Origin of the sequence: Streptomyces lydicus (assembly GCF_001729485.1) — a bacterium.
GTDB lineage: Bacteria > Actinomycetota > Actinomycetes > Streptomycetales > Streptomycetaceae > Streptomyces > Streptomyces lydicus_D.
The window spans coordinates 2,472,319-2,491,519 of the sequence record NZ_CP017157.1 but is presented as its reverse complement, the minus strand read 5'-3'; the positions used below and the strand labels follow the sequence as shown (position 1 = coordinate 2,491,519).

At 71.7% G+C, this 19,201-nt stretch carries 15 protein-coding genes and 1 pseudogene; 7 read left to right on the top strand and 9 right to left on the bottom strand.

Going from position 1 to position 19,201, the window contains the following annotated elements; genetic code table 11:
* Positions 1–31 precede the first annotated feature (31 nt).
* The 3 genes and pseudogenes from SL103_RS10705 to SL103_RS36805 all read left to right on the top strand — a co-directional run.
* Positions 32–883 carry an alpha/beta fold hydrolase gene (locus tag SL103_RS10705; protein ID WP_079145683.1) on the top strand — a complete coding sequence of 284 codons (852 nt, stop codon included), beginning with the start codon at positions 32–34 and terminating at the stop codon, positions 881–883.
* Positions 880–2,175 carry a cytochrome P450 gene (locus SL103_RS10700; protein ID WP_069568621.1) on the top strand — a complete coding sequence of 432 codons (1,296 nt, stop codon included), beginning with the start codon at positions 880–882 and terminating at the stop codon, positions 2,173–2,175. Before SL103_RS10705 ends, SL103_RS10700 begins: the two co-directional genes overlap by 4 nt.
* A gap of 39 nt (positions 2,176–2,214) precedes the next feature.
* A pseudogene (locus SL103_RS36805) lies at positions 2,215–2,541 on the top strand (MarR family winged helix-turn-helix transcriptional regulator); the annotation flags it as partial.
* Between the two features lie 23 nt (positions 2,542–2,564).
* On the opposite strand, the gene SL103_RS10690 reads toward SL103_RS36805, so the two are convergent.
* The 5 genes from SL103_RS10690 to asnB form a co-directional block, all read right to left on the bottom strand.
* Positions 2,565–3,218: a hypothetical protein gene (locus tag SL103_RS10690; protein WP_244303882.1), complete on the bottom strand. Its 654-nt coding sequence runs from the start codon at positions 3,216–3,218 to the stop codon at positions 2,565–2,567.
* 85 nt (positions 3,219–3,303) lie between these two features.
* Entirely contained in the window at positions 3,304–4,266 is a 963-nt protein-coding gene (locus tag SL103_RS10685) for a pirin family protein (protein ID WP_069568619.1), read from the bottom strand.
* A 124-nt stretch (positions 4,267–4,390) separates the two neighbouring features.
* Positions 4,391–5,170, bottom strand: coding sequence for a dimethylargininase (ddaH, locus tag SL103_RS10680; protein ID WP_069568617.1), 780 nt, complete (start codon positions 5,168–5,170; stop codon positions 4,391–4,393).
* Between the two features lie 100 nt (positions 5,171–5,270).
* The gene (locus tag SL103_RS10675; protein ID WP_069568616.1) at positions 5,271–5,666 is read right to left on the bottom strand and encodes a GntR family transcriptional regulator; all 396 of its coding nucleotides are present in this window, start codon (positions 5,664–5,666) and stop codon (positions 5,271–5,273) included.
* Between the two features lie 218 nt (positions 5,667–5,884).
* Entirely contained in the window at positions 5,885–7,735 is a 1,851-nt protein-coding gene (asnB, locus tag SL103_RS10670; protein ID WP_069568614.1) for an asparagine synthase (glutamine-hydrolyzing), read from the bottom strand.
* Positions 7,736–7,967: 232 nt separating this feature from the next.
* Between asnB and SL103_RS10665 the strand changes: the two genes are divergently transcribed.
* On the top strand, positions 7,968–8,897 hold the full coding sequence (locus tag SL103_RS10665) for a GNAT family N-acetyltransferase (RefSeq protein WP_069568612.1): 930 nt from the start codon (positions 7,968–7,970) through the stop codon (positions 8,895–8,897).
* A 5-nt stretch (positions 8,898–8,902) separates the two neighbouring features.
* Here SL103_RS10665 and SL103_RS10660 read toward each other — a convergent pair whose 3' ends face one another.
* A complete protein-coding gene (locus SL103_RS10660) occupies positions 8,903–10,129 on the bottom strand; it encodes a methyltransferase domain-containing protein (protein ID WP_079145682.1) in 1,227 nt (408 codons plus the stop codon).
* A gap of 1,476 nt (positions 10,130–11,605) precedes the next feature.
* Positions 11,606–12,526: a hypothetical protein gene (locus tag SL103_RS37750; protein WP_164492783.1), complete on the bottom strand. Its 921-nt coding sequence runs from the start codon at positions 12,524–12,526 to the stop codon at positions 11,606–11,608.
* 1,595 nt (positions 12,527–14,121) lie between these two features.
* On the opposite strand from SL103_RS37750, the gene SL103_RS10655 reads away from it, so the two are divergent.
* Positions 14,122–15,162, top strand: a complete 1,041-nt coding sequence (locus SL103_RS10655) for a lytic polysaccharide monooxygenase auxiliary activity family 9 protein (protein ID WP_069568610.1) — start codon at positions 14,122–14,124, stop codon at positions 15,160–15,162.
* An 86-nt stretch (positions 15,163–15,248) separates the two neighbouring features.
* On the opposite strand, the gene SL103_RS10650 is transcribed toward SL103_RS10655, so the two are convergent.
* Positions 15,249–15,716 (bottom strand): Lrp/AsnC family transcriptional regulator, encoded by a 468-nt coding sequence (locus SL103_RS10650; RefSeq protein WP_069568607.1) that lies wholly within the window; start codon positions 15,714–15,716, stop codon positions 15,249–15,251.
* An 80-nt stretch (positions 15,717–15,796) separates the two neighbouring features.
* On the opposite strand from SL103_RS10650, the gene SL103_RS10645 reads away from it, so the two are divergent.
* Complete coding sequence (locus SL103_RS10645) at positions 15,797–17,080, top strand: APC family permease (protein WP_069568606.1); 1,284 nt, start codon at positions 15,797–15,799, stop codon at positions 17,078–17,080.
* Positions 17,081–17,483: 403 nt separating this feature from the next.
* Positions 17,484–18,071, top strand: coding sequence for a TetR/AcrR family transcriptional regulator (locus SL103_RS10635; protein ID WP_069568604.1), 588 nt, complete (start codon positions 17,484–17,486; stop codon positions 18,069–18,071).
* An 82-nt stretch (positions 18,072–18,153) separates the two neighbouring features.
* Here the strand turns inward: SL103_RS10635 and SL103_RS10630 are convergent, their stop codons facing one another.
* A complete protein-coding gene (locus SL103_RS10630) occupies positions 18,154–19,005 on the bottom strand; it encodes an esterase/lipase family protein (protein WP_069568602.1) in 852 nt (283 codons plus the stop codon).
* Positions 19,006–19,201: the final 196 nt, after the last annotated feature.

The window sequence follows — 19,201 nt, the reverse complement described above, 5'->3', positions numbered from 1 at the left end:
CGCCCGGACCCCCGACACCTCTGGAGCGCGCGTGGCTTCCTTCGTCCTGCCTCATGCCCTGCACGGCACGGGACCGCACAAGGTGGTGGCGGTGCACGGCTGGTTCGCCGACCGCTCGGCCTTCGACCCGGTCCTGCCCGACCTCGACCGGGCCGCGTTCGCCTACGCGCTGGTCGACCTGCGGGGCTACGGCGAGGCGAAGGACGCCCCCGGCGCCTACACCACGGCCGAGGGGGCGGACGACGTGCTGGCGCTCGCCGACCGGCTGGGCTGGGAGCGTTTCTCGGTGGTCGGCCACTCGATGGGCGGCAGCGTCGCCCAGCGGGTGCTGGCCGCGGCACCGCACCGGGTGCGCCGGCTCGTCGGCGTCTCGCCGGTGCCGGCCTCCGGGCTGCCGCTGCCGCCGGAGCAGTGGGAGCTGTTCTCCTCCGCGGCGCACATCCCGGACAGCCGCCGGACCATCATCGACGTCACCACCGGCGGGCGGCGCCCCGCCGCCTGGCTGGACCGGATGGTGCGCCGTTCCCTGGAGCGCAGCGACCCCGAGGCGTTCCGGGCCTGGCTGGACTCCTGGGCCACCGAGGGCTTCGCCGCGCAGATCGAGGGTGCGGCGGTGCCGGCGCTGGCGGTGACCGGGGCGCTGGATCCCGCGCTGTCCGCGGAGCTGATGCGGCAGACCTGGCTGCGGTGGTACGCCGACAGCGAGCTGGTCGAACTGCCGGCGGCCGGGCACTACGCCATGGACGAGTCGCCCCTGGAACTGATCCGGGCGGTGGAGGACTTCCTGCGCGCCGACGGTGACGGTCCCGGTGGCGACGCCCGGGACGACGGCCCCCGCGGCGAGGGGAGCGACCCCCGGAGCGACCGGCCCGCGGCCCGATGACCCGGCCCGCGCCCGACGTGCCGCCCGGTGCCGTCGTTCCCGACGTCTTCGACCCCCGCGGCTACGCGAACGGCCTGCCGCACGCCGCCTACCGGCTGCTGCGCGACCACCACCCGGTGGCCTGGCAGGAGGAGCCCGAGGTGCTGGGCTGGCCCGCGGGTCCCGGCTTCTGGGCCGTCACCCGGCACCACGACGTCGTACGGGTCCTGAAGGACTCCCGCACCTTCTCCTCCTGGCTGGGGGCCACCCAGATCCGCGACCCCGACCCCGCCGACCTGCCGTTCCTGCGCGGCATGATGCTCAACCAGGACCCGCCCGGCCACCTGCGGCTGCGCCGCCTGGTCAGCCGCGCCTTCACCCGCGGCCGCATCGACCGCTTCGCCGCCGTCTTCCGCGCCCGCGCCCGCGGCCTGCTCCGGACGGCGGTCGACACGGCGCGCGCCACCACCGGCGTGTGCGACCTGGTCACCGAGGTCACGGACGACTTCGCGCTGCTCAACCTCGCCGATCTGCTGGGGGTGCCGCCCGGCGAACGCGGGCTGCTGCTGGACTGGACCCGCCGGGTCATCGGCTATCAGGACCCGGACGAGGCGGACCCGACGGCAGCCGGCCCGGACGGCCGCCCCGCCGATCCCCGCTCCCCCGCGATGCTGGGGGACATGTTCGCCTTCGCCCGCGACCTGGCCGCCCACAAGCGCCGCCACCCGGCCGACGACCTCATGACCGTCCTCGCGGCGGACCCCGAACTGACCGTGCCCGAGCTGGAGATGTTCTTCTTCCTGCTGACCGTCGCCGGCAACGACACCGTGCGCAGCGCGGCCCCCGGCGGCGTACTGGCGCTCGCCCGGCAGCCGGACGCCTACCGCGCGCTGCGCGCCGGCCGGGCGGACCCGGCGACCGCCCTCGAAGAACTGCTGCGCCGGCATCCGCCGGTCCTCAGCTTCCGCCGCACCGCCGCCCACGACACCGAACTCGGCGGCCGCCGCATCCGCGCGGGCGACAAGGTCGTCGTCTTCCACGGCTCGGCCAACCACGACGAGCGGGTCTTCACCGCCCCGCACCGCCTCGATCCGACCCGCGCCCCGAACCCCCACGTCTCCCTCGGCGACGGCCCGCACGTCTGCCTGGGCGCCCACCTCGCCCGCCTCCAACTCCGCCTGTTCCACGCGGAGCTCTGCCCCCTCCTCCCCACCCTCACCCTCGCCGCCCCACCCCGCCACCTGGTCTCCAACTTCATCAACGGCCTCAAGTCACTGCCTCTTAGGGTGGCTGAGGGCGGTGAAGTGACGTAGACGCACCCGGGTGCTGTGGCCGCCGGTGCTGTGCGCCGGTCTCTGGTACGCGCTGCTCGCGGTGGTCGCGACGCCACCACGGCCGACCTGGCCGAACACCTGGGCGTGACCAAGCAGGCCGCCGCTCAGCTGGTCACGGAACTCGTCGGCAAGGGATACCTGCTGCGCCGCCCGCACCCGCACGACGCCCGCGCCCGGCTGCCGGAACGGACCGAGCAGGGCCGGGCCGCCACCCGCGCCGCCGACGAGGCCGCCCGGGCCGCGGTGGCGCCCTGGCGGGAGTCCCTCGGGGAGGAGCGCTTCAGGAACCTCGTCGCCGACCTGACCCGGCTCGCTCCCCGCGGCCCCATCCGCCCCACCTGGTAGGCCGGCCCGCCGCCGGGGGCCGCTCAGGGAGTGGGGCGGATGACGGCGCCGTGGCGCCGGAACAGGTCCTCGACGGCCCGCTCGACGAGCTGATGACGCTCCGCCGGGGAGGCATCCCCCGTCGGGGAGGCCCCGTGGGGCGGGAAGGTGCTCTTGATGAGGGCGTTCAGCTGGTGCGCCTCCGGTGTGGTCGGCAGCAGACCCACCAGGAGCATCGGCAACACCAGGCGCCTGGCGAGCACTTCGTTCCCGGAGGCGGTCTGCGGCCGGCGCAGGACGGAGACATTGACCCGGACGGCGTGTTCATTGCCCGGCGCGACGCCCGGCCGGTCCGTCTCGATCGCGGCGTAGCGGAAGCCGTGCGCCGGGTCGCAGGCGGAGCAGCCCACCGGGCCGCGGCCGAGCCGGTCACCGCACGCGGCGCAGGCCAGTCTGTCGAGTGCGGCGTCGACCACCCGCCAGTCGTGACGGTCGGGCTCGGCCACCACCATCTCGGCCAGCGCGGCTTCCTGGTCGCCGTCGTCGCGGACGTCCCAGTGCCGCAGAAAAGCCGACCAGCCCTCTTCCACGATGCCGTCCACCCGTGCCCGGCAGGACGGACAGGCGGGCGCGCCGCCGTACTCGTAGCCGCCGCACTCCGCACAGCGGCGCAAGGCCGCCCCGACCGCGGGTCTCACCCTGCCCCCCTCCCGCCGGCTCCGGCTCCGGCGACCGGCCGGGTTCACGGCCCGGCATGATCCGCCGAAGCCGTACCGGCCCGGCTCAGCGTACCCGTCCGCGTGGTTTGAGCGGCCCGGGCGGGAGTTCGGGGGCCAGGAGGCGGGCACCGTCGTAGCCGTGGACGGCGCCGAAGCGGGTGCCGTCCGTCCACGCCGTGCGGGCTTCCTCGATGTCCTGGTGCGAGCGCCCAACGAAGTTCCACCACATCACGATCTCCTCCTCGAACGGCTCGCCGCCGAGGAGCATCAGGCTGCTGTCGGAGTGGGCGCGCAGCGGCAGTTCGGTGCGGCCGCAGCCCAGGTAGAGGAGGGCGCCGGGGGCCAGGCGGACGCCGTCGACCTCGGTCTCGCCGGAGATGGTCAGGGCCGCGTACTCGAAGTCCGGGTCGAGGGGCAGACGGGTGTCGGTGCCGTCGGTGAGCGCGAGGTCGGCGCCCACCAGGGGCGAGTAGGTGGTGCCCGGCGAGGTGGCGCCGGCCAGTTCGCCGAGGATGACGGTGGCGCTGAGGCCGCGGCCGCCGGTGATCACCGGGAGGTCGGCGTGATGCTCGAAGTGCGGGGCGGTGTCGCGGTGTTCGCCGGGCAGCGCGACCCAGAGTTGGGCCCCGTGCAGCATCGGTCCGTGCCCGTACGGGGACTCCTCGGAGTGCGCGATGGCCCGGCCCGAGGTCATCAGTCCCAGCTCCCGCGGCCGTACGGTCTGCAGGCTGCCGAGGCTGTCGCGGTGCAGCACCTCGCCCTCGCGCAGCCAGCTGACGGTCTGCAGCCCCATGTGCGGATGCGGCGGCACCTGCATCCCGGGCTGGTCGGCGATGTCGTCGGGGCCGTAGTGGTCGACGAAGCACCAGGCGCCGACCATCCGGCGGCCCAGGTTGGGCAGCAGTCTGCGGACGACGGTGCTCTCGCCGAGCGGGACCTGCTTGCCGGGCTGGACGTCACGGACCGGGCCGGTGCGGCCGTTGCCGCCGCACAGGCTGGGCGAAGGTCTCAGATCGAGGTTGCTCATGGCGTCACGATAGGCGCGGGCGGGCGCGCGACCGGGAGAGGCACACGAGAGGTCGCACGCCGGCGCCCGGCGCGGCCGTGCCCGGCCGCCCGTCCGGCAGCCGCGCCCCCGGCGGCCCGGCCCGTCACGCGTACAGCGCGCGCAGCCGTACGGACAGACAGGTGACGCAGCCCTCCAGCTTCTCGAACTCGCTGATGTCCACCACGACCGGCTCGTAGCCGAGGTCGGCGAAGAGTTCGGCGCTCCTCGGCGCGCCGGCCGCCATCAGCAGCCGGCCGCCGCCGAGCAGGACGACATGGGCGCCGGACTCCTCGGGGACGGGCAGGAAGCGGGGGAAGGCGGCGGGGTCGTCGACCAGGGGCGGGTAGCCGATGACGGTGCCGTCGGGCAGCGCGGTCACCGCGGACTTCAGGTGCAGTACGCGGGAGACCGGCACCGCGACCACCCGGGCCCCCAAGGGCTCGAAGGCGGAGCGGAGTTGGCGTACGCCGTCGGCGTTGGTGCGGCCGCCGCGGCCCACGTAGACGGTGTCGCCGATCTTGAGGATGTCGCCGCCGTCCAGCGTGCCGGGCGAGCGGATCTCGTTGACGGAGCAGCCGAGCGCCTCGACGGCCGCGCGGGCGTCCGCGATCTCGGGCCTGCGCTGGTCGGCGCCCGGCCGGGCGAGCAGGGCGACGTTGCGGAACATGACCATGGTGTCCTCGACGAAGACCGCGTCGGGGCAGTCGTCGGCGGGGGCGACCTCGGTGATCCGCCAGCCGTGGTCGCGAAGCGCCTGTACGTAGGACTCCCACTGGCGCAGGGCCAGTGCGGCGTCGACCGGGCGCCGGTCGATATGGGTGACCAGGCCCTCGGCCAGGCGGGGGCCGGGGCGGCGGACGAGGGCGTGCTTGCCGTCGGTCATGCGGTGCATTTCCTTCCGGTGGTGGCCCCTACGGCCCTGCCGGTCCGGGTGCCGCGGGTGCTCCGGGTGCTCCGGTGGTTCCGGTGCTCGCGTGATCCTTTCAGGCGTCGGCGCCGTACGTGGCACGCAGGGCGTTCTCGACGGCGGCGAGGGCGGCACGGTGGTCCAGGCCGAGGCGCTGGGCGCGGCGGGCGTAGCTCTCGGCGGCCGCGGCGGCCTCCTTGTCCGCGGCCTCGCCGGCCGCCGCGAGGAAGCTGCCGTTGCGGCCGCGGGTCTCGATCACACCGTCGGTCTCCAGGGCGCGGTACGCCTTGGCGACGGTGTTGGCGGCCAGGCCGAGCTCCTCGGCCAGCCCGCGGACGGTGGGGAGTTTGTAGCCGACCGGGAGCGAGCCGTCCCTGGCTCGGTCCGCGATCTGGGTGCGTACCTGCTCGAACGGCGCGACGGCCGAGTCCGGGTCGATGGTGAGGGTCAGGGTCGGGGCCTGCGGGGACACGGGGCGCTCCTGGTGCTGGTGGCGGTGCGGGCGGGCGCGGGGCCGCGGCCCCCGGTGGGACCGGGAGGCGCCGTGGTGCCCGTACCCGTCGGTGCGCATGTTTGTCGCACCCATTGTGCGTCAGGAGCGCCGGCCGCGCCGGGAGGTCACCGGACCGGCCGGGCGTGCGGTCCGGCCCGTGAACACGTCCCGGGCCGGACCGCGGTCGCGTCGAGGAGTCAGAGCTCCAGGGTGGTGCCCGTCGTCCGGAGCCAGGCGTTCATGCCGAGGACCAGTTCGGCTCCGGGGCGGATGTCGTTCGACGCGCCGTCGGCGGTGATGCCCGCGAGGGCCCCGGGGTCCAGCAGCGGCCGGACCGGGGCGCCGCGGTCGGCGGCCAGGTGGATCAACTCCGTGCGCAGCGCCTCGTTGTAGCACGGGTCCTGGGTGCTGGGGTAGGGGCTCTTGACGCGGTCGGCCACCAGATCGGGCAGCACGTCGCGGGTGGCGGCGCGCAGCAGCGATTTCTCCCGGCCGTCGAAGGTCTTCATCGACCAGGGGGTGTTGAAGACGTAGTCGACGAGGCGGTGGTCGCAGAACGGGACGCGGACCTCCAGGCCGACGGCCATGCTGGCGCGGTCCTTGCGGTCGAGCAGGATCTGCACGAAGCGGGTCAGGTGCAGATGGCTCACCTCACGCATTCGGCGCTGGTGGCCCGTATCGCTGTCGAGGTACGGCACTTCGGCGAGCGCCTCGCGGTAGCGGCGGGCCTGGTACCCGCGCAGGTCGAGCTTGGTCAGGAGGCCGCGGTCCAGCAGCGCCTCGCGGCTGGCGCGGCCGCCGGCGAAACGGCCGGCGAGGCGGGCCGCGACCCACGGGAAGGTGTCGGCGTTGACGGCCTCCGGGTCGTGGAACCAGCGGTAGCCGCCGAAGACCTCGTCCGCCGACTCGCCGGACAGGGCGACCGTGGACCACTCGCGGACGGCCTTGAACAGCAGGTAGAGGGAGGTGTCGCCGTCCCCGAAGCCGTTCGGCAGATCGCGCGCGGCGAGCACCGCGGCGCGGTGGCCGGGGTCCATCAGGGCCGCGGTGTCCAGCACGATGTCGCGGTGGTCGGAGCGGACGTGCTCGGCCAGGGCGTGCGCGTACGGCCCGTCGGGGGTGCCGCGCAGGTCATCGGGCGTGAAGTGCTCGGTGTAGCCGGTGAAGTCGACGGCGAACGAGCGCACCGGGCCGCGGCCCTGCGCGGCCAGCGCGCGGGCGGACAGCGCGGTGATGGCGGACGAGTCCAGGCCGCCGGAGAGCAGGGTGCACAGCGGGACGTCGGCGATCAGCTGGCGGGCGACGATGTCGTCGAGCAGCTCGCGGACGTGCGCCACGGTGGTGTCGAGGTCGTCGGTGTGCTCGCGGGCCGTGAGGGACCAGTAGCACCGGGCGGACGGCCCGCCCCGGCCCACCCGGACGACGTGCCCGGGACGCACCTCGTGCATGCCCCGGTAGACGGCGTGGCCCGGGGTCTTGGTGAAGGTGATCAGCTCGGCGAGGCCCTCGGCGTCGACCACGGGCCGCACGGCGGGGTGGGCGAGGATCGCCTTGGGCTCGGAGCCGAACAGCACACCGTCGGGGGTGGGGTGGTAGTAGAGCGGCTTGACGCCCATCCGGTCGCGGACCAGCAGCAGTTCCTCGGTGCGCGGGTCCCACAGGGCGAAGGCGTACATCCCGTTGAGGCGCTCGGCGAACGCCTCGCCCCACTGGAGGTAGGCGTGCAGCACCACTTCGGTGTCGCTGCTCGTACGGAAGGCGTGGCCCAGCTGCTCCAGCTCGGCGCGCAGCTCGCGGTAGTTGTAGACCTCGCCGCTGTAGGTCGTGACGAGCAGGGTCCGGCCGTCCCGCTCGACGGCCATGGGCTGTGTGCCGCCGTCGAGGTCGATGACGGCGAGCCGGCGGTGGCCGAACGCGGCGTGGGTGCCGAGCCAGACGCCGGCCGCGTCCGGGCCGCGGCAGGCCATGGTGGCGGTCATCGCCTCAAGTGTGGGGCGCTGGGTGGTGAGGTCGGTCCCGTAAGAGATCCATCCGGTGATTCCGCACATCGTCGCGGCTCCTCCTCGCCGACGGCCGGCCACTGCCTCCTGAGTGGCGGCCCGCAAGCCCACCGTACGCCGAGATAGATGTACCGACCACTCAAATCGCCGCTCAAATCGCCCGAGGGGATCGGGAACGCGCCAGACGCGTCTCGCGGTGCGCACAAGCGGAGGCAAACAGCGCCTCGGGCGCCGGAAAAGGAGCGGCAAAACGGAGGGGTGGCGCGTACCGTCCGTCCGCATGACGCTCACCGTGCGCGATTTCCGCCGCTCCGACGCCAAGGCCGTCGCCGATCTGCGCCGGCTCTCCGTGCCGCACCTCATCGCCACCCCGCAGAGCATCGCCTACGAGGTGGCGCACGCCGCCCCCGCGCAGTCCCTGCGGCTGATCGTCGCCGAACTGGACGGCAGGATCGTCGGCGCGGTCCGCGCCACGCTGCTGCACGACAGCAGCATGCCGGGCCAGGCCGCGGCCACCCCGCACGTACATCCCGACCACTGCGGCCGGGGCATCGGACGCGCCCTGCTGACCGCGGCCGAGGAGCATCTCTCCGCGGCCGGCGCCACCCGCCTCTTCGCCTGGGCGGTCGACGCACCCGGACCGCACGCCTTCGCCGAGAGCCGCGGCTACCGCCGCACCCGCCCGGCCCGCTTCCTCCGGCTCGATCTCGCGGCGGCCGCCCTGCCGCCGCTGCCTTCCTCCCTGCCGCCCGGCGTCCGGCTGCGGACCGGCGCGGACCTGGACGCCGACCCGCGCCCGCTCTACGCGGCGGACGCGGAGGTGAGCGCCGACGAACCCGGCGATGTCGCGGCCGACGCCATGACCTACGAGGACTGGCTGGTGCGCACCTGGGAACACCCCCTGATCGACCTGGACCTCACCTCGGTCGTCACCGTCGACGGCGAGGTGGCGGCCTTCAGCTTGCCGGCGACCGACGGTCTGGGCCGCTACACCTCGGCCATGACCGGCACCCGCCGCGCCTTCCGCGGACGCGGTCTGGCACGGCTGGCCAAGACCGCCTCCCTGCACCGCGCCCGCGACGCCGGCTGCACCGAGGCGTTCACCGGCAATGACGCCGCCAACGCCCCGATGCTCGCGATCAACCGCGCCTTCGGCTATCAGCCGTTCGCCGCGGAGTGGCGGTACGCAAGGGAGTTGGTTCGCGACTGAGACGCCTACGGCCGGGCACCGCCCCCGCCGGGCCCGTCCCCGCCCTCGCCGGCCGTTGCGGTCACTGCGGTCGCTGCTCCCGTCGCGGTCGCTACGGTGGCATCCAGCGCGATCGCACGGCCGGGGGCCGCCGGGTCGTGGGCGACGGCGTCGCCGGGGCGGTGCCAGTGGAGCAGGAAGCGGTGCCCCGCGCGCAGCCCCTCCAGCCCGGCGCGGCAGTACGCGACCATGTCGTCCGGCAGCGCGTCCAGCCGGTGCCACGTCAGCCCGGCGCACTTGTCCGGCTCGCGGTTCCGCGGCTCGCCACCCGCGCCGTGGGCCGCCTCGAAGAACCAGCCGATCCGGGGCCGGGCGGGCGGCGGGGCGCGGTGCTGCATGACGAGCCCGACCGTCAGGTCCTCGGGCTTCAGCCGCAGCCCCAACTCCTCGGCGGCCTCCCTGATCATGGCCTCCCGGACGTCCTCACCGTCCTCGGCGTGCCCCGACGGGGCGTTCAGCAGACCGTCCGCATAGCCCGTACCGGACCGCCGGGCGAGCAGCACCTCCTCGCCGCGGCGCAGCACGAGGTGCACATCGACCACTTCGGTGTGCCGGCGCGGCAGGTCGGCAATCAGCGCGTACCGCTCGTCGCTCACCTCCTTGCCCCACAGCGCCGGATCGCCGGACAGCCCCTCCAGGACCACGAACTCCGCCAACGGGCGTACCAGCGCGGTCAGTTCCTCGGCCCGGAGCCCGACCGGCTCGGCCTCTCCCCACCGCCCCTCCACCAGCACCAGCCGCCCACCGGGCACGAGCAGCCCCGCCCACCGGCGCAGCGCGGCCGCCGGGTCGGGGAGCGCCCACACCACATGCCGCACCAGCACCACGTCGAACCGCCGCTCCCCCACCGGGGGTTCGGCCGCATCGCCGACGACGAAGGCGGCCTCCCGCCCCGCCAGCTTGGCGCGCGCCCGCTCGACCATCCCCGCCGCCCGGTCGACGCCGGTGACCCGGTGCCCCTGCTCGACGGCGAGCAGCGCCAGACTCCCCGTGCCGCACCCGAGGTCGAGGACGTCGGCGGGCCCGGCCGGCAGCCAGGACCGCAGCCGCTCAGCCCAGGCCGACCGCACGACGGGATCACGCAGCCCGTGGTCGGGATCGTCGTCGTAGGTCGCCGCGACCGCCTCCCAGTAGGCGGCATCGGGCCGCACAACAGACTGCGAAGCCGCTCCCGCGGACACGTGGTTGCTCATACCCCGATGCTGCCAGCCCCCACTGACAACGGGGCACCGACGCCAACCTGGTGCGCCGGGAAGTCTCGCGTTGTACTCTCACGCGCATACGCCGTTGGGTTGAGCTCGGCTCCGCCGAGTCTCGTCCTGCTCCTCCCCGCCGCCGTCAGCCTCAAGTACGTGGCAGCCGTTCTGTCCGGCCCCGCAAACGATGAGACCGACTCGGAGGGAAACCGTATGAGGACGACCAGAAGCACGATGAAGAGATGGGCATCAACCGCCCTCGACCTCATCGCGGACCTGCTGGCCGGCTACGCGGGAGGAGCAGCGCCGAGCTGAGCCCAACGGCGTTCGCTGTCTCTTGGCGGGCGTCGAACCGCATCCCCGCCTCGCGTCACGGCGGGTGCCACGGACGGCCGGCCCCGGGTCCTCCGTTTTTACAGATCAACAAGGTTGACGCTCCATCAAGCGCCTGCGCCGGCCACTGCTTCCAGTACTGCCAACCATGGAATCTCTCGCCCTGACGGTGCCTCTCTCGGCTCGTGCAGGGGCCGGATCTCGGGCCCCTGCACGATGTGAACGCCCCCTTCGCGCAAGTCGCCGATATGGCGCTCCCACGCCGGGTGGCGAGCATGTGCAGCATTCACGCGAGGGACGATCGACACCATCGGTCTGCCATTCGGGACCGTTGGCGCTTTGGTCACGCAGCGCTGGTCAGTCCGTCGCGAAACAGTCGCCTGGGAGCGTGAGCGACGGCACCAGCGCCAGCGCGAAAACTGGGCTCGTGAGGACGAGGCCCGTACGTTCGAGCACCACAGACAGACGTACATGGAGTTCTATGAAGCGGTAAAGGCTCTGGCCAGGACCGCTTACAACGATTGCTACGGCTTCACAGAAGAGCCTGAGCTGGAAGAGGTGTGGCAGTCTGATGCTTTCGCCAAGCTCGCGCAGCTGCAGTTCTACGCCGACCGGGCCGTGGCCGCTCTGCTTCCGCTGCCTACAGCGCCGCCTGGTCGTGGGGTCGTACGGTGTACACGATGCTCCCAACGACCCTAGCTTCTACGAGCGGTAGCAGAGGTTCGACGAGGCTGAACTTGAGCTGCTCCTCCTTATGCGAGAGAGCCTGCCGATTCCCAATGCCGGCCTGACACTTCCACCTCGCGGCTACAGCTACCAGGGAGACCAAGGCGGAGACGAAGGACCAGGCGACGAGAACTACGGATCAGAAGGTGCCCATGACCCTGCCGTGCCCGTTCGACCGGTGACTGACAGGGAACCACGTTGATTGACGGACAGCGCACGTGAGAGCGGACCCGACCGATCTCCCGGGTCAGGGACCGTTCATCTGCGGTGGGTGTGGGATTTGAACCCACGGTTACGTCGCCGCCACGACGGTTTTCAAGATCGTAGGGGGGGTGGCTCGGTCATTGAGACTCCGCCAACCTGGCAGACCACAACAGGCCGTAGAGAGACGAGAATGGGGAGAATCGGGTTGCCTCAAAGACCCATTGCCCCCGCATCACCCTCATACTGTTCAAGAAAAACCAGCGCCTTATCCAATTGCGCATCACCCTGCTTGAAATAGCGCCTCCTTAGCGCAACTAGCTTCCTCCTCACTGGGCCAGGCTTACCTTTAATCGCTCCGAATGGATGGACCACGATATAGATCCCGTTGCTACCAAAGAGACCCCAAGGCCAAGTCGTCCAAATGCGCCCTTGAAGGCGCCCTCCAGTAAGTTTTACAGAATCCTCCCCTTCCCACACGACGTCATAAATCGGCCACTCCTCAGGCTCGTCATTTAGCGCTTTGATGAACTCATCAGGCATCGGTTGCGCATTTTCCAATAGAGCTTGGACACCCGCCATCTCGGGCCTTCCCATAGCAATATACTTAGCCGTCCAGCGGTCTGGCGATACCGGCTTACCAAGCCGCCAGAAGAATGTGCTCAATCCTCCGGCGACAGCAGCAACGCGCAGTCGAAATCTCCCAATGGGAGGTTGGCACCCGAATTTCATCTTGCGATTCAACCAGCGGAAAACGCCAAGCAGTAGCGCTGTACCGCCCCACCAAATTTCGACGAACAATGCACATCCCATACTCCACCCAGCAAAATGACGCCACGAGGAGACATCGGAGTTCTGAATCAAGTCCGGAGTGGCTTTAGAGCCTTCACCCGGTGGCAGGAGTAGCAGCGCAAGAGAAAGAAGGAAGAAGGCAAGACCGAGACGGAAGGCCCGGTCGGCAATTTTCCGAATGCGCGAGAACAGAATTCTATTGTTTGCCAGTTTATGCCTCTCGCCGAGAAGTTGACCTAGATCTAGGGTGGCAGCCGGATTCCATTCGAGCCTCTGGCCCGGATCATTCCAATAACTAATCGCCCAAAATCCGTATTGGATAGAGAACACCATGAGGATCACGGATAGGCACATTGACGCGATAGCTGGACCGAGGTGCGGCATAAACGATGGCGACTCTTTCTGAGTCAGAACCACACCCAACGTCGTGAGTTGAGCTGCCGCCACGAGAGGCGCACCAATTCCTACATAGCCCGATAGCGCCGCACCTTGATTGGGATATACGGGCCGCTCAGGCCAAAAAGGGCGAGTCATTCAGTGAGATCCTTTAGGGCGCACTCACAAGGCCCATCTCCGAGCGACTCACAGGTCTTGTTAGGCGGCGGATCGTATCCATTCTCACAGTAGCCCGAAGTTAGTTCTAGTTGACTCGCAAGGTCGACATGAAGGTATTCAATTACATCCCTATTGAACACGACTACCGACCTATGGGCATCGCTCAATCTTAGGACACCCTCAAAGATTTGATTAGGGTCCTTCAGATCGGCCATGTATCCAGACTTTCGCCCCTCCAAGTACTCAATCAATGACGGCGCGCCTGTTGCCTCGGCTGCTGCGGCGGGGGTCAGAAAGGCTGCAGGGTGACCGTCTACATTTGCCAGAACCCACCTCCCTTGTGCCGCCGAGGAGAGTTGATCCTTCGCCTCCACAACCCGGAAACCTGGAGCCGGTTCTGGCATAGCACCGCTTGAGTGGTGATTCATGGAGCCCAGTCTCGGCGTCGTGTGGTCGACCAAGTGTGCCGACGAGGGCGACGGCAGTCACAGACCACCCAATTGGAGTCGCCCAGCATGCAGAGCCGTTCCGGTACGGCGCCAGCCAGAGAGTCACGATCTCTCCATGAGCGAGGACGCATGGCTGAAGTTCACCGAAGCGCCGGCGGAGCTACTCCATCGGAGATGGACCGCGACCCCAGCGGGGGCTGGTGTCCGAGTCGCTGACATCCACCTCTGACATCAACGGCAGCAGACGCTGGCGACCAGCACCGTTCTTTGGCGCCTTCTGTCAGGCTGGGGCAACAGCCCGCTACAGGGCCCGGATCGAACTCCTGATGCGGTGGTCGGTGACGGGTCGTCGAGGCCGCTGGCAGCAGCCTGGGCGAGTCAGCCCTGGAGCGGTGCTGGCTGTCGAAACATGGGTGGAACGGCACAGCGGGCGCCCACACGATTACGGCGAGCGCACAGCTCGACGCCCCGCCCACGAAGGGCCGGGTGAACGCCGGCGGGCATCGAGGTCGTACCGACAAAGCGAAGAGCCCCGGACGGGAGTGTCCAGGGCTCTCACTTTTGGTTGCCGGGAGCTCGGCGTCAGCGAGGCGCCCGGGGAGCCAAACTGGGAGCCAAAGGAGGCGAATCCCGGTGGACTGCCGCGGACCGTCACGGACGGCCGGTGGCTCAACTTCTGGTTGTGGCGACCTCCTGACGCCTCTTCCTGTGCCCCCGCTTAGCCGTGTCTTAAGCCGACCATAAAGATCCTCGGGATCGGCTTTCCGGGCTCAAAAGGGCTGTTCAGCGGGGCTAGCGTGCGGAGTGCAAGGCGGCGTTGCGGGTCGTCGGCGCCGTTCACCGGGGGACGGCGCGGGCGTCCGCGTACCGACCCCCCACCCCTCCGCTGCCTCGTGCCCCCGCTCGACGCAACTGATGAAGGAGACCCCCACGATGACCGCTCGTCGTAAGGCCACCGGGATCGCGCTGGCCGGCCTCGCGCCGCTCGCACTGACCCTGCTCACCGCGAGTCCGGCCGTCGCGCACGGTTCGATGTCCGACCCGGTCAGCCGGGTCCTCGCCTGTTACGCGGAGGGGCCGGAGAGCCCGAAGTCCGCGGCGTGCAAGGCGGCCGTGCAGGCCGGCGGGACGCAGGCGTTCTACGACTGGAACGGGGTGCGGGACGGCAACGCGGGCGGCAAGTCCAAGGAGAAGATCCCGGACGGCAAGCTCTGCAGTGCCGGTGACGCCGCGTTCAAGGGGCTGGACCTGCCGCGCGCCGACTGGCCGGCCACCAAGATGCAGGCCGGCAACCACACGTTCCGCTACCGGGCCACCGCGCCGCACCGCGGCTCCTTCGAGCTGTACCTCACCAAGGCCGGTTACGACCCGGCGAAGCCGCTGAAGTGGTCGGACCTGGAGTCGAAGCCGTTCGCGAAGGTGACCGACCCGAAGCTGGTGAACGGGTCCTACGTCTTCGACGGGAAGGTGCCGGCGCGGTCCGGGCGCCATCTGATCTACAGCATCTGGCAGCGGTCGGACAGCCCGGAGGCGTTCTACACCTGCTCGGACGTCGTGTTCGGCAAGGACAGCGGCAAGGCCGGCGGTACGTCCACGGCGCCGGCCGCCTCCGCGCCGACCGAGGGGCAGATCGCGGCGGGTGCGGACAAGTCGTCCATGGACATGAGCGCGCACGGCCATCAGGGCGGCACCGCGGCCGGGCACGGCGTCGCGCTCCGGTCGGCCGAGGCGGGCAAGCCGGCGCCGGCCGGGGGCGGCACCGCCGCGCACCCCGACGGCAACGCCGCGCACGCCGACGGCGCCACCAAGCCGCTCGCCGGTGGCGCCGCGCCGGCGGGTGGCCAGCGGCTGGCGGAGACCGGTGGGGACGGCTCCACCGCCCCGCTCGCCATCGGTGGCGCCGCCGTGCTGGCCCTCGGTGCCGGCGTCCTGTTCACCACCACCCGCCGCAGGGCCGCCCGCCTCCGCGGCTGAAGCACCCCCTCCCCCCTCTCAGCAGCGGCGCCGCCCCCTTCCTTCACCTCGGGGGCGGCGCCGCGCCGTCCCCAGGCGCCGTGCCGTCACGGGCAGTTCGGCGGCAGTGGCTCGATGATCTCGTTGGCGACGTGCTGGTAGATGACCGAGCTGCGGCAGTCGACCACCTCGCGGCGCTTGAAGACCTGGTCCATGAGGAGGGCGTGCAGCCGGTCGACGTCCGGGACGGCGACATGGACCAGGAAGTCGTCGCCGCCCGCGACGACATAGACGTTGAGGACCTCCGGCAGCGAGGTGAGGAACGCCTTGAAGCGCTCGATGACCTCGCGGTTCATCGGGCGGATGCGGATGGTGAGCAGTGCCTGCACGGGGCGGTTGAGGGTGCGCAGGTCCACCGTGGCCCGGTAGCCGGTGATCACGCCACGGGTGCGCAGGGCGCGGACCCGCTCCAGGCAGGTCGAGGGGGCGATGTTGAGCGTGCGGGCCAGGTCACGGTTGGTCTGCCGTGCATCGCGCTGCAGTTCGCGGACAATCGCCGAATCAATGTCGTCCATGGGATCCATGGTGACCCCTCTGCCGAATTTTGTTCGGCGAGGACTCTTTTTGATCAAAGGGGCGGTTACGTTCTGCGGCTGTGACCGTGCAACAGACTTCTCTTCCTGCTTCTCGACGGGCGGATGTACGGCGGCTGGGTGTCGGCAGCGGCACCGCGCTGTGCGCCGGTGCGGTGCTCGGCCCCGGTGTGCTGACCCTGCCGTCCCTGGCCGCCGCGGCGGCCGGGCCCGCCTCGCTGCTGGCCTGGGTGGTGCTGCTGGCCATGTGTGTGCCGGTGGCCGCCTCCTTCGCCGCGCTCGGCGCGCGCTTCCCCGACGGCGGGGGCGTGGCGACGTATGTGCACCGGGCGATCGGGCCGCGCGCGGCGGCCGTGGTGGGCTGGTGGTTCTACGGGGCGGTGCCGATCGGCGTGGTCTCGGCGGCGCTGATCGGCGGCAAGTACGCGGCGGACGCGGCCGGCTGGGGCGACACCGGCGCGACCGGGGTCGCCGGGGTGGTGCTGGCCGGTGCGCTGGCCTCCAACGCGGTGGGGCTGCGGATGTCGGGCCGGGTGCAGCTGCTGCTCGGCGCGGTGCTGGCGGCGGTGCTGCTGTGCGCGGTGCTGGCCGCCGCCCCGCAGGTGTCCGCCGCGCACTTCACACCGTTCCTGCCCGGCGGCTGGGCGTCGGTCGGTTCGGCGGCGTCGGTGCTGTTCTTCGCATTCGCGGGCTGGGAGGCGGCCAGCCACCTGTCGGGCGAATTCGCCGACCCGGCGCGGGACCTGCCGCGGGTGACGCGCCGTACGCTCGCCGTCATCACCGTGCTCTACCTGGGGCTCGCGGTGACCACCATCGGTGCGCTGGGTCCGGCCGCGGCCCGTACCGACACCCCGCTGACCGAACTGCTGGCCCGGAGCGCGGGCTCGGCCGCGCGCCCGGTGGCCGCCGCGGCGGCGCTGTTCCTGACCTTCGGCGCGGTCAACTCGTATCTGGCCGGGGCCTCCCGGCTCGGTGCGGCGCTCGGCCGGGACGGTGCGGCGCCCCGCTGGCTGGCCACGGGGGGCGCGCCGGGCGAGGTGCCGCGGCGTTCGCTGGCGGTACTCGGCGGGGTGGCCGTGGCGCTGGGGACGGCGGCCGGCTCCGGGGGCGCGGACCTGGACCTCCTGATGAGGGCCACCGCCACCTGCCTGGCGGCGGTGACCCTCGCCGGCCTGGCCGCCGCGCTGGTGCTGCTGCCGCGCCGCACTCCCCTGTGGTACGGCGTGTGCGTGAGCGCCCTGCTGACGGCGGCGGTGCTGGCCTTCTCCGGATGGCTGCTGGTCCTCCCGGCGGTCCTCGCGTGCGCGGCCCTCGGCTTCCTGACGCTGCGCCGGGTGCGGTCCTGAGGGGCCTCGTCGGACGAGGCACCGCAGCAGGCGGACGGAGCGGTTCCGGCGGGCGGGCCGGCCGACGGTGCCCGCGCAGACGCGTTCGGCACGGTCCGGGCTGTCCTCCGGCACCGCGTCGTGCAGCGACCGGAAGGCCGGCGGCTGGGTCGGCCGGGCCCAGCCGCGGACGCGGACGGAACAAACGGGCCGTGGCCGGGTCGGCGCGCGGCCGGAGCCGGTCGCCGGCGCCGGACGGGCCGTCGATGAGCAGCCCGGCCTCGGCTCCGGGTACCGGCAGCACCCGTTCGTGCACGTCGTGGACACCCATCCCCGGTCCTTTCCGTCCGGGCACGGGGCAGCGCCGCACCCGGAGGCGTTCTGGAGGCGCCTCTCCAATATAGTGGAGAGTACCCTCTAGAACATGGCCCGACCACCCCGCTTCGACCTTCCGCAGCTCCTCGACGCCGCCGTACGGCTGGCCGCCGAGTCCGGGCCGTCCGGGGTGACCATGTCCGCGGTCGCGGCGTCCGTCGGCGCCCCCAGCGGCTCGCTCTACCACCGCTTCGCCGGCCGCTCGGCGCTGCTCGCCGAGGTGTGGCTGCGTACGGTCGAGGACTTCCAGGAGGGCTACTTCGCCGCGCTGGAGTCCAGCAACGATCCGCGCGCCGGGGCCCGGGCGGCCTCCCGGCACGTCGTCGCCTGGAGCCGCGCACATCCGCGGGAGGCGGCGCTGCTCCTGTACGGCGCCCATGAATTCGGCCGCGACGACTGGTCGGCGGAGCACCTGCTGCGCGCGGACAAGGGGAACATGCAGGTACGGGCGGCGGTGGCGGCGCTCGCCGGGGCGCTCGGCCTGCACGGCGGGCTCGCCCTGGAGCGGGTGTCGCTCGCCGTCATCGACCTGCCGCTGTCGCTGGTGCGCCGCCACCTGCGCGGCGGGGAGGCGCTTCCGCCGCACGCCGAGGAGTTGGCCGAGCAGTGCACCGACGCGCTGCTCACGGGCGGCTGACGGCGGCGGGCAGGGCGCGGGGCCCGGGCGTCCGGAAGCCCGGCCCGGCCCCGTGCGGGCGCGGGCCGGGCCGGGCTCCCGGTCAGGCGGCGGCGCAGGTGGTGGGGGTGGCGTGGGCCGGGTCGAGGGCGTTCGCCGTCTCGTGGAAGGCGACGCCGTCGCCGAGCCCGATGGCCAGGTGCTCGGAGTGGTCGGCCGGGCACAGGTCCTGGAGCAGGACGTTGCGGACGTCGGGGCCGTCGAGGAACCCACTGGTGTGCGGTGTGACGACCTCGTCGTACTTGGTGGCGATCACGGTGTAGTGCACCCCGGGGACGGTGTCGCCGCCCGCGTTGAGGCGGTTGAGGATGTCGGAGCCGACGATCTGGTCGGTCAGGCCGGGGGTCAGCTTGCCGAGGTAGTCCTTGGCGCCGGGGAAGAGGTCCAGCAGCCGGGTCAGGCCGTCGAGATCCGTGCCGTGGTTGTCGGGCGCCAGCCCGACCAGGGTGTCCACCTTGTCGGCGCCGCCGTGGAACCTCAGGTAGACCCGCGACATCATGCCGCCCTGCGAGTGGCCGACCAGGTCGACCTTCCGGGTGCCGGTGGCGGCCAGCACCCGGTCCACGTAGTCGGCCAGTTGCTGCGCGGAGGCGTCGACCGCGCCCAGGCCGTGGAAGAACGGGACGCCGGGCAACTGGCCGTAGTCCAGGGAGAAGACGCAGTAGCCGCGGGCCACCAGGTAGGGCGCGAGGCCGAGCCAGTTGTCGACGGAGTTGCCCAGGGTGCCGTGCACCAGCACCACCGGGCGCGGGTGGGCGGCGGAGGGCTTGCAGGAGTAGTTGTTCCAGCCGCTGCTGACGGTGGGGGCGGCGGCAGCGGGCGGGGCGGTGACGACGCCGAGGGCGAGGACGAGGGCGGGGAGGCAGGTGAGCGCTCTTGACCAGCGCAGCTTCATACGATGCTCCTTGCGGGGTGAGGGGGACTCCGAAGTGCTCGGTGAGCCGTTCACCTGCGATCCGGATCGCAAGGGCCAACGCAGTTGACTGGCAAGTAAGTTACGGCTGGGTAAGCAGGGCGGACCAGCGGTGTGACGGTGAAGGAAACGACACGTAACCCTCACCGTACGTCCGGGGTCCGCAACGCCCGTTCCA

Excerpts from the sequence above, each read along its gene's own strand:
- SL103_RS10630 (WP_069568602.1), bottom strand. The coding sequence starts at position 19,005 with ATGAAGCTGCGCTGGTCAAGAGCGCTCACCTGCCTCCCCGCCCTCGTC.
- SL103_RS10665 (WP_069568612.1), top strand. The coding sequence starts at position 7,968 with ATGACGCTCACCGTGCGCGATTTCCGCCGCTCCGACGCCAAGGCCGTC.
- SL103_RS10650 (WP_069568607.1), bottom strand. The coding sequence starts at position 15,716 with ATGGACGACATTGATTCGGCGATTGTCCGCGAACTGCAGCGCGATGCA.
- SL103_RS10635 (WP_069568604.1), top strand. The coding sequence starts at position 17,484 with ATGGCCCGACCACCCCGCTTCGACCTTCCGCAGCTCCTCGACGCCGCC.
- SL103_RS10685 (WP_069568619.1), bottom strand. The coding sequence starts at position 4,266 with ATGAGCAACCTCGATCTGAGACCTTCGCCCAGCCTGTGCGGCGGCAAC.
- ddaH (WP_069568617.1), bottom strand. The coding sequence starts at position 5,170 with ATGACCGACGGCAAGCACGCCCTCGTCCGCCGCCCCGGCCCCCGCCTG.
- asnB (WP_069568614.1), bottom strand. The coding sequence starts at position 7,735 with ATGTGCGGAATCACCGGATGGATCTCTTACGGGACCGACCTCACCACC.
- SL103_RS10660 (WP_079145682.1), bottom strand. The coding sequence starts at position 10,129 with ATGAGCAACCACGTGTCCGCGGGAGCGGCTTCGCAGTCTGTTGTGCGG.
- SL103_RS10655 (WP_069568610.1), top strand. The coding sequence starts at position 14,122 with ATGACCGCTCGTCGTAAGGCCACCGGGATCGCGCTGGCCGGCCTCGCG.
- SL103_RS10700 (WP_069568621.1), top strand. The coding sequence starts at position 880 with ATGACCCGGCCCGCGCCCGACGTGCCGCCCGGTGCCGTCGTTCCCGAC.